This window comes from Acinetobacter sp. YH12255 (assembly GCF_013417355.1).
In the GTDB taxonomy this organism is placed as follows: domain Bacteria; phylum Pseudomonadota; class Gammaproteobacteria; order Pseudomonadales; family Moraxellaceae; genus Acinetobacter; species Acinetobacter pseudolwoffii.
In genome coordinates, this window is the sequence record NZ_VPEC01000018.1 from 1 (window position 1) to 13,531 (window position 13,531).

10 protein-coding genes are annotated in these 13,531 nt (G+C 46.1%); 4 read left to right on the forward strand and 6 right to left on the reverse strand.

Annotated features, from left to right (window positions below; translation table 11 throughout):
- Nucleotides 1-150 precede the first annotated feature (150 nt).
- Entirely contained in the window at nt 151-561 is a 411-nt protein-coding gene (locus FTV30_RS09075) for a DUF4951 domain-containing protein (RefSeq protein ID WP_180001461.1), read from the forward strand.
- A gap of 49 nt (nt 562-610) precedes the next feature.
- On the opposite strand, the gene gspE is transcribed toward FTV30_RS09075, so the two are convergent.
- Nucleotides 611-2,098, reverse strand: coding sequence for a type II secretion system ATPase GspE (gene gspE / locus FTV30_RS09080; protein WP_005172539.1), 1,488 nt, complete (start codon nt 2,096-2,098; stop codon nt 611-613).
- Between the two features lie 144 nt (nt 2,099-2,242).
- Between gspE and FTV30_RS09085 the strand changes: the two genes are divergently transcribed.
- Both FTV30_RS09085 and FTV30_RS09090 read left to right on the forward strand, forming a co-directional pair.
- A complete protein-coding gene (locus FTV30_RS09085; protein ID WP_167381259.1) occupies nt 2,243-3,022 on the forward strand; it encodes a hypothetical protein in 780 nt (259 codons plus the stop codon).
- Nucleotides 3,023-3,031: 9 nt separating this feature from the next.
- Complete coding sequence (locus tag FTV30_RS09090; protein ID WP_005095828.1) at nt 3,032-3,955, forward strand: mechanosensitive ion channel family protein; 924 nt, start codon at nt 3,032-3,034, stop codon at nt 3,953-3,955.
- Between the two features lie 47 nt (nt 3,956-4,002).
- Here the strand turns inward: FTV30_RS09090 and FTV30_RS09095 are convergent, their stop codons facing one another.
- Nucleotides 4,003-6,711: a DUF2339 domain-containing protein gene (locus tag FTV30_RS09095; RefSeq protein WP_180001462.1), complete on the reverse strand. Its 2,709-nt coding sequence runs from the start codon at nt 6,709-6,711 to the stop codon at nt 4,003-4,005.
- Nucleotides 6,712-6,872: 161 nt separating this feature from the next.
- Between FTV30_RS09095 and polA the strand changes: the two genes are divergently transcribed.
- Nucleotides 6,873-9,635: a DNA polymerase I gene (gene polA / locus FTV30_RS09100; protein WP_180001463.1), complete on the forward strand. Its 2,763-nt coding sequence runs from the start codon at nt 6,873-6,875 to the stop codon at nt 9,633-9,635.
- A gap of 303 nt (nt 9,636-9,938) precedes the next feature.
- On the opposite strand, the gene FTV30_RS09105 is transcribed toward polA, so the two are convergent.
- Genes FTV30_RS09105 through FTV30_RS09120 form a run of 4 tightly spaced genes read right to left on the reverse strand, consistent with a single transcriptional unit; the run spans nt 9,939 to nt 13,507 of the window.
- On the reverse strand, nt 9,939-10,508 hold the full coding sequence (locus FTV30_RS09105; RefSeq protein ID WP_005095820.1) for a YggT family protein: 570 nt from the start codon (nt 10,506-10,508) through the stop codon (nt 9,939-9,941).
- 19 nt (nt 10,509-10,527) lie between these two features.
- A complete protein-coding gene (gene proC, locus FTV30_RS09110; RefSeq protein WP_005095818.1) occupies nt 10,528-11,367 on the reverse strand; it encodes a pyrroline-5-carboxylate reductase in 840 nt (279 codons plus the stop codon).
- 2 nt (nt 11,368-11,369) lie between these two features.
- A complete protein-coding gene (tilS, locus tag FTV30_RS09115; protein WP_100534577.1) occupies nt 11,370-12,746 on the reverse strand; it encodes a tRNA lysidine(34) synthetase TilS in 1,377 nt (458 codons plus the stop codon).
- Entirely contained in the window at nt 12,683-13,507 is an 825-nt protein-coding gene (locus FTV30_RS09120) for an acetyl-CoA carboxylase carboxyltransferase subunit alpha (RefSeq protein ID WP_005095813.1), read from the reverse strand. The genes tilS and FTV30_RS09120 overlap by 64 nt, the downstream gene beginning before the upstream one ends.
- Between the last annotated feature and the right edge of the window lie 24 nt (nt 13,508-13,531).

The following is a 13,531-nucleotide window of genomic DNA, read 5'->3' on the forward strand; positions in this document are numbered from 1 at the left end:
CTCACCATAGACCCATGATGCAAATTCCTTAATAAACCCATCTTTATTTTCAGGGGATACAAAATAAGCAAGGTCTTGCTCTACTTTCTTTAAGCTTTCAGTCAAGTATTTCATTGCAAGTTTTTTTTAAATTTAATACCTAAATTGTATATGTTTGACTATATTTGTCAATATAATTATTTGCTATCAATCACTCTCCTGTTCAGCATTGCGACTGCCTCTTTTGCAGAGCTGCAAATTTCAGAAAAAGTTCGCCCCCAAGTAAAATCTGTAGTTAATGCCGAGATTGAACGTCTGCCCATTCCTGCAACACCCAACAATATGATTCTGCCTGAATTTGGTAAAGGTATCATTGGTTGGGGTGCTGGCCCCAAAGATGCCGAAGTCCGTTTCCAGCGTGTCACCACAGCCGATGTTGAAAAAATGAAACAGGATGGGGTTACTTTAGAAATGGCGCAGGCCTGGCAGACCTTCTATGAAAATGAAACTCAGCGGAATCCGGGTAATCCGACTGCACCTTTTCGGGCCCAACTGATGAAAAAAATCGTCAGCCTCTGGTAAATATCCAGATATCCTGAGGACAAGTCATTAAAAGCAGCAGATTAGAAAATTATTCTGCTGCTTCATTGGTGACCCGTAACACTTCTTCAATGGTAGTTTTCCCTGCCAATACCTTGCGCAGACCATCATCCCGAATCGAACCGGATTGCTGCCGTGCATAACTTTCTATTTCGTATTCGGCCGCATTGCCATGAACCAGACGGCGCATATGATCATCGACGGGCACAATTTCATAAATCGCAGTACGCCCACTAAAACCAGTATTGCCACAGCGTTCACAACCCTGTGGTTGCGGCAGTCTTAAATCCTGTGGATGTTCAATATTTTCAAACAGTTTCTTTTCAAAAGCATCTGCTTCATGCCAGGTCGCGCAATGCGGACATAACGTTCTGACCAGACGCTGGGCAATTACCCCAATCAGGGAACTTGAAAGCAGGAACGGCTCAATGCCCATATCCTTCAAACGCGTGACAGCACCAATCGCGGTATTGGTATGCAGGGTCGACAACACCAGATGCCCCGTCAAGGAGGCCTGCACCGCAATTTCTGCGGTCTCCAGATCACGAATTTCACCCACCATCACCACATCAGGATCTTGGCGCAGCATGGCTTTTAAGGCACGTGCAAAGGTCATATCCACTTTGGTATTCACCTGGGTCTGACCAATACCTTCCAGTTGATATTCAATCGGATCTTCAGCGGTGAGGATGTTTTTGGAACCATCATTCAGGTCAGAAAGTGCGGCATATAAGGTGGTGGTTTTACCCGAACCGGTGGGGCCAGTGACTAAAATAATGCCGTGTGGACGATGCACCAGAGTTTTCAGTCGATCATAGTCATTATTCATCAAGCCCAAATGGGTCATATTTAAACGACCGGCCTGCTTGTCCAGCAGACGCATCACCACACGCTCACCATGAGAGGATGGCAAAGTAGATACACGGACATCGACTTCACGTCCGGCCAGACGCAAGGAAATACGACCATCTTGTGGAATACGCTTTTCCGCAATATCCAGTTTGGCCATGACTTTAATCCGCGAGACCAAAAGCGGCGCAAGTTCACGGCGTGGCTGGACAATTTCACGGAGCTGGCCATCGACCCGTAAACGTACCGACAGTTTTTTCTCAAAAGATTCAATATGAATATCGGAAGCCCCGACCCGAATCGCTTCAGACAATAATGCATTGATCAGTCGTACAATCGGCGCATCATCTTCCTGATCCATCAGATCTTCAGCTTCAGGTACGGAATCGGCCAGACTGAGTAAATCCGGATGATCTTCCAGACCCGCAGCCACCTGTTGTGATTCGCCGCTATCTCCGGCAAAACTGGAGCTGAGTAACTGGTTAAATTCCTGTTCGCTGCACAGCTGAAAATGAGCCGGATAACCGAGCAGACGGCGCGCTTCCTGCAATGCAAGCATCGAGGTATTGTCACGACGCAGAATAAAGGCCTGATCTCCCTCATAACGCAACAGCACACCATGGCGCTTGGCGAAGCTATATGGGATTTGTAATTGTTTAAGTACTTGCATCGCGGATTATAATAATGATGAAAAAATTTAAATTGAGTGTACTCTAAGCATATGACAGCGTGAAGTATGTTTTCAAAGATTTAGCAAGAAAGGGTGCCAACATTGCCGCAAGATAAAGATGAATTAATCCCGAATACAGCGAAAATGCGCTGGTGGGGAGAACAGATTTTTGAAATAAATCAATCCAAAGCCTGGCAGTTTGGTTCCTTGCTGTTTCGTCTGACTCGAGGCATTCAGGAATGGCGACTGGAATACTATCGTCCTGTGGTGCAATATGATTATGAGCAGCAATGGCATCAGATTGATGATCCGAACTTTGCCTTTCCAGCGCCGGTGCACATTGAACGTTATATGTTCAAATCCACCCAAAATAAATTACAGTTGATGCCACGTTTGGCAAACCGTTCGGTGGTGATCAAGCCGGTTGATCCGATTTATATTCCTGCCGGACAACGTGGTACGCTTTATATCAGCACGCCCTTATGGATTGCTGGTTTTGTCGAGGGGCAGCGCGAACCAATTTTTGATCTCCCGGTGATCTTGCCAAAAGACACCTGGTTTGGGCCGAATCATCGCTCAGGTGAAATCTGCTATGCCACTGCAGTCGATGGCAGAACTGAACTGAAACAATTGCATCCACGCGCTTTTCGTGCGGTTACACCGATTGAATTTCACAATACCAGTAACCAGCAATTGCGCTTTGACCGGATGAATGTCCCGGTGCCTGCCCTGCCGTTATTTTACAGTGAAAGTACCGGGCGCTTATGGACCTCGCAAATCCGGGTCTTGCATGAAGGTTCGGACCGCCCACCGCGTATTCGGGTGGAGAACCGTACCCCGCCAAATGCCGGTGAAGTCGCCTATCTGCATCCACCGCGTGATCCGGCGGGCGCTTTATTTAATATGTTTGATTCATTTTTCTAAGGGCGTCTGATGCCAAGTTCAAATATTCCGACCGAAGTCACCAACAGCCTGAAGGGAGTATTTACCAATATCAATACCGACCGTTTAACCGAAATTTTGGTCGCGGTGGTGTTATGTTTTATTGGTTTCCTGATTGCGCGCTTTATTTCCAATACCTTTATTCGGACCATTGGTGTACGTTTTAATGCCCATCAGAAGCTGGTCTGGCGCCGCGGGATTTTCTATTTTATTTTCCTGCTGTTTGTAATGGCCAGCCTGAAAGAAGCCGGTTTTAAACTGAGTGTCTTCCTCGGGGCTGCCGGGATTCTCACCGTAGCCTTGGGTTTTGCGTCACAAACCTCGGCATCCAACCTGATCAGCGGTCTGTTCCTGATTGGTGAGGGTTCTTTCGAAGTCGGCGATACTATTCAAATCACCTTGATTCGTGGGCATACCATTGAAGGTGAAGTGATTTCGATTGACCTGCTTTCAGTCAAACTCCTCACGCAGGATAATATCTATGTACGTTTGCCGAATGAACAGCTGATTCGGGCACCGGTACAGAACCTGTCAAAATTTCCGATACGGCGTATTCCGATTACGCTGGCGATCAATTTCCACGAAGATATTATTAAAGTACGAGAAGTGCTGCTGGATGTCGCCAATAAGTATCCATTAGTTTTGGCTGACCCGAAACCTGCAGTCACCGTTACCGCCTTTCGTGAATCATCCATCGAGTTGTTATTTGCGATCTGGTGCCAGCAGGAAAATTATCTGAAAGTACGCGATGAAATGCAGGAACGGATTCGTAATGGCTTTGTCGATAATCAGATTGAAATTCCAGTGCCGAAAATGGGCTTTGTCGACCATCCATTATCTCGCCCCTTAGAGAATGTTGATATTGACCAATACGCCAATGACAAGGCCCTCAAAAGAGAGCCTGATCTAAAATAACCCTTCGATTCCCTCTCCTTTTTAAAGGAGAGGCTTAGGGAGAGGATTCAATCAGTTTTCTCTGGCATCGGTGCAATATAGGCAATCAGCAGCATCACCCCACCTGCCAGCAAGAAGGAAATGACTCGCGTCAGGGTGCCAATATGCGACAGGTCAAAGAGCACCAATTTTAAGGTCACAACCACCAGAATACTGCCGCCTAAAATCCACATCGGCTTCAGGTTTTTTAAGGTTGCCGTCCACATGGTGATCCAGGCCAGTAATACCCAAAGTACAGTCAAGCTGAGTTGCACCGTCGCATTACCCCATAGCTCCATATCATTAAACGGCGTGTGTAAATACACATGTAAAGCTCTTAAAACCATATAACTGGAAAGCCATAACAGGCTCAACACCATCAAGACTGCGATCATGCCCTTATCACGGCCAACCTTAATCTGTTGCAACAGCATCCAGATAAAACTGGCAAACATGGCGATACTGATCAGGTCAAAAGGATTCAGAATCGGCAACCAGTAATACTGGAATGCTTGCTGACTAAATAACTGTGAACATACCAGCCAAGTGGCCATCAGCAATAAACAACACTTGGTTTGCCAAAGCTGCTGCCAGCCTGATTGCAGGTCCTGTCGATAGCACCACAGGCAAAACAATAAAGGTAAGATCACCATACTGAAATAAGGCATGCTCGGGATCAGACACAGACTGGCCAAAGCCAAACTGCTAAAAACGCCCAAACTCATCCATTCTTTGGATAGCTGCAAACCAGCCAGCGGTCTGAGCCACAGAATCGCTAATAGCATCGCCGAAAGGGCAAAAACCCCGCGCTCCAGACCGCTATCCCAGACAATCACCGCATTTTGACTGCGATCCAGTGTCAAAATCACTGCAATGACCAGCAAGGGTGAGATACCACTCCACTTCGGTAGCAACCAGGACCATTGCTGATTTTTGCGCAGAATCATTTCATTCAACAGCACATAGCCCAGTGTGATGATGAATAAACTCAACACATAGGCATGCTGACTCGAAAATTCATCTTCCAGCAAAGCAAAGAGCATTAAACTGGCTGCAACACTTAAACTACTTAAAAAACTGATACTCAGACTATCCAGTTGCTGCTGGTATTTTTCTTTGAGCTGACTGATCGCCACTACTGCCACATAACACAGACTCAAAATCCAGAAAATCATCCGCGGTGTGGGATTGATTTCGACCAGATAATACAGGCTGCTAAATCCGGCCATCAACAATAAGCCCATACTTAAATAATGCGCCACCCGGACATTTTTCTCTAAGGCCCACAGATAAATTAGCACCCCTTCCACAGCCCAACCAACCACACTCCATTGTTCGGTCAATAAGATCGGTGGCACCAGTGCCAGAAAAATCAGCATCAGACTCAGATAACTTTGTGAAATAAGCTGAATCGTTTGTTTTTGGCGCAATAAAGTCCAACAAGTGGCAAAGACCCCTGCGAACAACAGACTTAGACCGGCTTGCCAGAGTTTTTGATCGGGCTGATTAAAGTGAATCAAATACAGAAAAATATAAGCAGTAATCGGTGCGGCAAAAATCAAGGCCAAGTCGAGTACCGGTTTTAGCTGAAAACGGGACAAATCCTGTCGTGCCAGCAACTGGCTAAAACGAAAACCCAGCCAGATAAACAGCGCACTATGCGCCAGAATCAGCGCAGTCATGGCGTAACGCTCATGAGTATCACCATGAATCAGGCTATACATTCCACCGACAATCGCCGTAATTAAAAAGGCAATCTGATTGAGAATTTTCCAGGGGCGGAAGCTGCTCAGCACTGCCACCCCGACATTAATCAGCAAGTAATAACTGATCAGCTCAACAGCGGAAGCATCTCGGATTGGCAAGGTAAACGGCGCCAGATAAGCAATCAGCAAAGCCATTATGGCCAGTTCGATACTTTCCTGTTTCAGACTTAAATACAGCGTCATTGCCAAAATGATGATAAATACACATGCTGCCAGCGGTAGTGTTGGAATCACCAGATTGTAATAGGCAAAGAATAATGTCAGAAACAAACTCCCTAAACCTAATCCTTCCAGCGCCAGAGCAAAACTGCGGTTTTTAGGAATCAGCCGATAGCCCAGTCCTGTTACAAACAAACTGGCAAGCGCAACCAGACCTAATTTAGCAGCCAGACTCAGCTGCCAGTGCTCGGTGGCAAAACGCAGCAACAAAATAATCCCGATCACTAAAATACTAATGGCGACTTTTAAGACCGGATTGCCCTGAAAGATCCAGCGCTGCACTTGATCGATGAGATTAGGCGTGGACTGAGAATTTAGAGCCGGTTGAGCAGTCACAGGTGCAGCATCAGACCAGTTCGGTGGTGTCGAGGGTGGTGGATCGGCAGAATAAGATTGCAACTGTAACTGTATCAAGCGCCCTTCCAGACGTTGCAGCCATCGGAGTAAAAAGAACACCCAGGCGGTAATCCCGATGCCCATCAACCAGTCAAGCTCGGCCAGCCCACCGACAATGGCAATAATTGAAGAGACATATAAAGGAACTTTCGAATTGCGTTCCAGAGACCTCTGCTGCTGTGCAGCCAGTTGCTGTAGCGGGGCTTCTACTGCGCTGACATATTGCATCACACTGAAGAGAAAACCCACACCACACAGATAAGTCACAATCTGATAATCCAGATACCAAGCACTGATCCCAACAATTAGCAGAGTAATCAGCCAGATCATGCGTAACTCATTGCGTCCTGCAGCCATTCTTATATTTCTCTTTCCTGAATCATTCCATCATACAACAGCTTGTGCTGCTTATTTCATCTTCAGCCGATATTCGCTAAGCTGTAAACTCAGACTCGCCTCAGCGAGCGCAGTAAAAATCACGTACAATAGCGCTGTATTTTGAATAAGGAATTGATTACATGCCACCATTTGTCTTGGTCGATGGCTCTTACTTTTTATTTCGTGCCTTTCATGCACTGCCACCATTAACCACGTCAACCGGTTTACATACCAATGCAATTCGTGGTGCGATTTCTGCTATTCAAAAACTGATGCGTCGGATCCAACCGACCCATATGGCGGTGATTTTCGATACGCCAGAACCGACGTTCCGGCATGAGCTTTCACCGATTTATAAAGGTGACCGCCCGAGCATGCCGACGGAATTATCCGAACAGATTCCTTATTTGCATGCCTTGATTCGTGCACTGGGTATTCCCCTGCATACCTTGCCGGGTGCCGAAGCCGATGACATTATCGGAACATTGGCCAAACGTGCCGAAGCCTTGGGACATCAGGTGCTGATTTCGACTGGTGATAAAGATATGGCGCAATTGGTCACAGACAAAGTGACCCTGGAAGACAGCTTTAAAGAAAAGCCGCTGGATGTCGATGGCGTGTTTGAAAAGTTTGGCGTATGGCCAAATCAGATTATTGATTACCTGACCCTGATGGGCGATGCTTCTGATGGCATCATGGGCGTGCCGGGTGTCGGTGCCAAAACCGCGGCAAAACTGCTAACCGAATATGGTTCGATTGGCGGCATTTTAGAAAATGTCGACAAGATCAAAGGCAAAGTTGGTCAAAATATTAAAGAGCATGTGGATGGCATTGCACTGGACCATCAACTGGCCAGTATTGTGATCGATCTGGATCTTAACTTTGGTTATGACGATTTAAAACTGGGTGAGCCGAATGTCGAGACCTTACGTCATTTGTACACAGAGCTGGAATTTCGTAATCAGCTACAATCCTTAGATCACCCAAACAACCCGAATCATTCAAATTATAAACAGGCGGCAAGATCCATTACCGCCAAACCGGCAACTCTGCCAGACACCACAGAAGATCATGCTTCTGTGACCAGTGGCGATGATCAGCTAGGTCAAGCAACCTATCATAGTGTGTTAAACCAGCAGGACTGGGACAAGCTGTTTGCGCGCTTAAGTAGCGAAAAACGTTTTGCCTTTGATACTGAAACCACCAGTCTGGATTATCGTATCGCGCAGATTGTCGGCTTCTCGGTCGCCTTTGATGCCAACGATGCCTACTATGTTCCTTTGGCCCATGATTATGAAGGCGCACCGGAACAGCTCAATCGTGAAGTCATCTTGGCACAGATCAAGCCGATTCTGGAAGATGACAGCGTACAGAAGATTGGTCATCATCTGAAATATGATGCGCATGTACTGGAAAACCATGGCATTCATTTGGCAGGCTGGTATTTTGATACCATGCTGGCATCGTATGTGCTGAATTCTGTGGCAACCCGTCATGGTATGGATGATGTGGCGCGTCTGTATTTGAGCCATCTGACCACGACCTATGAACAAGTTGCCGGTAAAGGAGCCAAACAGAAAACCTTTAACCAGATTCCGCTGGAAACCGCCGCACATTATGCTGCTGAAGATGCTCATGTCACTTATCGTCTTTATGAAGTTTTGGATGAAAAACTCAAAGTCCATCCTGAATTAAGTCAGCTTTTGCATCGCATTGAAATGCCGGTGGCACGTGTATTAACGAAAATGGAAGAAAATGGCATTCAGTTAGACGTGCATTTCCTTGACCAGCTCAGTGAAGAATTTGCACAAACCATTCAGAATCTGGAAAACCAGATTATTGAATTAGCAGATCAAAGTTTTAATGTCAGCTCACCAAAACAAGTCGGTGAAATTTTGTTTGATAAGCTGGGCCTCAAAGGCGGCAAGAAAACCTCGACTGGCCAATACAGCACCAGTGAAAGTATTTTAGAAAAACTGGATCATCCGATTGCCGCATTGATTTTGGAATATCGTGGCCTGTCTAAACTGAAAAGCACCTATACCGATGGTTTATGCAAACAAGCCAATAATGACAGTGGCCGCGTACACACCAGTTATCATCAAGCGCTGACTGCAACGGGTCGTCTATCTTCAACAGATCCAAATTTACAAAATATTCCTATTCGCGAGAAAATTGGCCGTCAAATTCGTAAAGCTTTTGTAGCACCGAAAGGTCGTGTGCTGCTCGCTGCCGATTATTCACAAATTGAATTACGCCTCATGGCGCATTTTTCCCAAGACGAAGCCTTGGTACATGCCTTTAATCACGGTCAGGACGTGCATCGTCGTACTGCAGCAGAAGTTTTGGGCATCACTTTTGAAGAGGTGACAAATGATCAACGTCGCCAAGCCAAAGCCGTGAATTTTGGTCTGCTCTATGGCATGTCTGAATTCGGTCTAACCCGTCAGTTGGGCTTTACTCGTCAAGAGTCACAAGAATACATTAAACAGTATTTCCATCGTTATCCGGGGATTTATGAATATATGCAACGCACCCGTCAGGTGGCACTCGATCAAGGTTTTGTCGAAACCGTTTCTGGTCGTCGTTTATATACACCGGATATTGATGCTCGTAATATGATGGTGCGTAAAGCGGCAGAACGTGCTGCAATTAATGCCCCGCTACAGGGTTCGGCTGCAGATATCATTAAAATGGCAATGATTGAAGTCGACAAGATGTTGCCAAAAGATCAGGCCAAAATGCTGTTGCAAGTCCACGATGAACTGGTGTTTGAAGTCGATGAAGCTATTGCCGATGAATTGGCACCGAAACTGGCTGAAGTCATGCAATCGGTATTGCAGATTTCTGTACCGTTGCTGGTTGAAGTCGGTAAAGGTAAAAACTGGGATGAGGCGCATTAATGCGCCTTTAAGCCCCTTCCTCCTTATAGGAGATGAGGCATATATTCGGCAAGGGGATGCAGGTTAGTTTTAATCCCCTCTCCCCCTTGCGCAGCAATGTCCTCATCCCAAAGGAAGAGAAAATTTCATTTACTTATTCCTATGCCTTTCTTGAAGTCCATAATTTTGAGTTGGAAGATGTAAGGTAAAGCCCCTCTTTGAAAAAGAGGGGCTTGGGGAAATTTAAACCCCTCCCAACCTCCCTTTAGAAAAGGGAGGCGCAAATAAAAAGGACGCCTCAGCGTCCTTTTTATTTGAATCCGATTAAAGTCCGGTCAACAATACAATTGCCACCTGATTCATGATCATTTCAATGATGATCAAGGTTAAAATAGCAAAAATTGGAGAGAGATCGATCATCCCCATATTTGGCATAATCTTACGGAAAGGTGCCAGCAATGGTTCAGCCAACTCCTGAACCACTTCAATATACGGTGAACGAGACTGGGTAAACATCACCACCCAACTTAAGATAATCGTAGCGAAAATCAAATAACGACAGAAACGGATCAAGTCCTGCATCATGGTGACAAAGGTCAAAATCAGTAAATGCACAGGACCATTCGGCATGCCACCAGAGAGATACATCATGCCGAAAATTTTCAGCAAATACAGTACCACCAATAATGCCAAAGCGGCAGTATTGACACGGCCTTTGGCCAAAGTTGGGAAAATTCGACCAAACACATCTACAATTTTAGTGGCTTTTACAGTCGAAAGAACCACGGGATTGTAGGGGCTGACAGCAGCCAATTGCATTAAAAATCGGAAGAATACGAGCAAAATCGCGACGTTAATGATAATGCCAAAAATTAGCGCAGAATTTGCACCCATACTTGAACGTTCCTAAAAATTAAACTGAAGATTTGCTGCTTTCACTGAGCTCTTGTGCCAGTTCTTGACTGCGTTTTTGTGCAGCGGCAAGTGCGGCCTGAATATTTTGAGAAATCTGGGCGCGATCGAAGACTTCAAGGGCTGCCTGTGTCGTTCCATTTGGAGAGGTCACATTTTTACGCAGCTCGGCTGGGGTGTTCGAACTGGTGATCGCCATTTGTGCCGCACCTAAAGCCGTTTGCAAGGTCAGCGCCGTAGCCACTTTTTCATCCAGCCCTAAATTTTTGCCCGCACGAATCATACTTTCCATCATATAGAAAAAGTAAGCCGGCCCCGAACCCGATACAGCAGTCACCGCATCAATTTGCGCTTCTGAATTCACCCAAATGGTCAAGCCCGTAGAGGCTAAAACCTGACTGGCCAAATCACGGTCACTATTTTCTACATCTTCATGGGCGTATAGACCATGCGCCCCGGTTTGTACCAAGGCTGGCGTATTCGGCATGACCCGTACAATACGCGCTGTCCCCAATAAGCTTGCCAATGTCGCTATTTCCGCACCGGCAACAATGGAAATAATCAGCTTATCATTGACCAGACCTTTTAAAGGCTGTAACACTTGTGCCAAAACTTGAGGCTTTACCGCAAACACCACAATATCTGCATCCTGAATTGCAGCGCTATTATCATCGGTCACATTGATTTCTTTTTCCGCAAGTAAGGCACGGACTTGTTCGACCGGATCAGAAACTGTAATACGTGTTGTTGGTAAACCACGCGAAATCAGGCCGCCAATTAAGGCTTGGGCCATATTACCGCCACCAATAAAACTAATATTACAATTTAAAGCTGCACTCATGTTTAATGCTCGTTGTTGAGTTCTAAAGTTGAAGAAACCGAAATCGGCAGCCATCCCCCTGCTTCACAATATGCAGATTGGGCCAACCAAAATCCTTTAGGGGTAAACACGCCTAGCATAACATTATCTGTGCTTAATATTTGAATAGTATGCCGAACCCAAGGAAATATTTGCGCTTCCTGAATGGCTTTTTTCAGCGGCCAGGCGCCAACACGACCATAGAGATGGATCTTTTCACCCCCCTGACGCTGCTGCAAGTATAAGGGCTGCTGCAATAATGCTGTGGATAAACCCACCTTTGCAGATTCAATGACATATTTTCCGGACAAGACCTGCACATGATCTTTTAACGCAATTTTCAAGGTTTTTAGGCCAGTTTGAAGCTGTTGCTGCTCGGCCAAATAAACCTCTTCTGTCAAACGATATAGTTGCTGCTGATAGCGTACATAGTAATAATCTTTCCAGTGTAAGGCCGCCTGCGCATCGGGTTTGGCATGAATTACCTCGCGTTGCAGACGCTCGACCATATCTAAAGAGGGACGATACTGCGCTTCGCCTTTCATCCAGGCGGAGAGTAATTGACGTTGCCGTGATCTTGACAGTTGTAGAAGTTTAGACAAATCAAGTTGCGTATCGGTTCCACACGCCTGTAAATCTTGTTGTAATACTTCTTGCAAAATTTCCTGGGCATCTTGCATCAGTTCACTGGTGCGTACCAGCGCAGACTGCATTTTCGGATAACGTTCACTCAAAACTGGCCACAAGGTCTGGCGTGCCCAGGCCCGGTCATAATGGGTATCAGCATTGCTCGGATCTTCAATATTTTGAATATTTAAGTGTTTTGCCCATTGGCAAATCTGTTCACGGGAAATATCCAGCAGTGGCCGCCAAATGGTGAGATTTTCACGTACATCAACCTGTTTCATGGCCGCCAAACCATCCACGCCAGCACCAGACAATAAACGTAGCATTAAGGTTTCTGCCTGATCCTGTTGATGATGCGCCAACACCAGAATTTCATCCGTTTGCAAATGTTGTAAATAAGCCTGATAACGGCAATGACGCGCTTGCTGTTCCAGATTGCCATTTTCGACCCGAACCGGCTGGATGATGCAGGGAATACTCAGTTGCTGGCATCGATCAGCCACGAACTTACCCCAATCTGCACTGAAAACTTGTAATTGATGATCGACATAAATCGCCCGAACTTTTTCCGGGCATAAAAAAAACATCAGATGCAGTAGCAGCATAGAATCCACGCCGCCACTGCACCCGATGAGAAATTTTGTCTCTGCAGGAAAGCCCTGCAGCTGTTTTAAGAAACCAGACCTAAATTGTCGCTGCCAAACTTCATTAAACGTTGGTAACGTGCTTCGCATCGTGCTTGCGCTTCCATTGGTTGCAGTTCATTCAAAGCTTCTTTTAACACTGCTTTCAAGCTGTTCATGACATGATCCGGATTTAAATGAGCGCCCTCACCTTCATCCACCACATATTCTACAATGCCCATTTTCTGCAATTTTTCTGCAGTCAGCGCCAAGGCTTCACTGGCCTGTTCGGCTTTTTCGGCAGTTTTCCAAAGAATCGATGCACAGCCTTCAGGTGAAATCACTGAATAGATACTGTGAGACAGCATCACCACACGGTCTGCCACACCAATACCCAGTGCGCCACCTGAACCGCCTTCACCGAGTACAGTTGCAATCACCGGTACTTTCAAATTAGAAAGCTGCGCCAGACTGGTGGCAATGGCTTCTGCCTGACCACGTTCTTCTGCACCAACTCCCGGATAAGCACCCATGGTATCAATAAAGGTGAAGACTGGCAGATTAAAACGTTCAGCCATATCTAACAGACGCTGCGCCTTACGATAACCCTCAGGGTTACTCATGCCAAAATTATGCTGTAATTTTTCACGGGTACTACGACCACGATGCTGACCGACGATCATCACCGGTTGACCATCAAAACGAGCCAGACCACCAATCATCGCACCATCATCACCATATAGGCGGTCACCATGTAAAGCATCAAATTCAGTGAATATTTCACCCACATAGTCCAGAAATTGTGGACGTTCCGGATGACGTGCAATCTGCACTGTCGCCCATGCTTTTGATGGAGTCGCTTTATTTTTCATAGGTTAACCGTTTTCATCCCTATA

Coding starts and splice junctions, on each gene's coding strand:
- FTV30_RS09075 (WP_180001461.1), top strand. CDS start 151: ATGTTTGACTATATTTGTCAATATAATTATTTGCTATCAATCACTCTC.
- gspE (WP_005172539.1), bottom strand. CDS start 2,098: ATGCAAGTACTTAAACAATTACAAATCCCATATAGCTTCGCCAAGCGC.
- FTV30_RS09085 (WP_167381259.1), top strand. CDS start 2,243: ATGCGCTGGTGGGGAGAACAGATTTTTGAAATAAATCAATCCAAAGCC.
- FTV30_RS09090 (WP_005095828.1), top strand. CDS start 3,032: ATGCCAAGTTCAAATATTCCGACCGAAGTCACCAACAGCCTGAAGGGA.
- FTV30_RS09095 (WP_180001462.1), bottom strand. CDS start 6,711: ATGGCTGCAGGACGCAATGAGTTACGCATGATCTGGCTGATTACTCTG.
- polA (WP_180001463.1), top strand. CDS start 6,873: ATGCCACCATTTGTCTTGGTCGATGGCTCTTACTTTTTATTTCGTGCC.
- FTV30_RS09105 (WP_005095820.1), bottom strand. CDS start 10,508: ATGGGTGCAAATTCTGCGCTAATTTTTGGCATTATCATTAACGTCGCG.
- proC (WP_005095818.1), bottom strand. CDS start 11,367: ATGAGTGCAGCTTTAAATTGTAATATTAGTTTTATTGGTGGCGGTAAT.
- tilS (WP_100534577.1), bottom strand. CDS start 12,746: ATGCGAAGCACGTTACCAACGTTTAATGAAGTTTGGCAGCGACAATTT.
- FTV30_RS09120 (WP_005095813.1), bottom strand. CDS start 13,507: ATGAAAAATAAAGCGACTCCATCAAAAGCATGGGCGACAGTGCAGATT.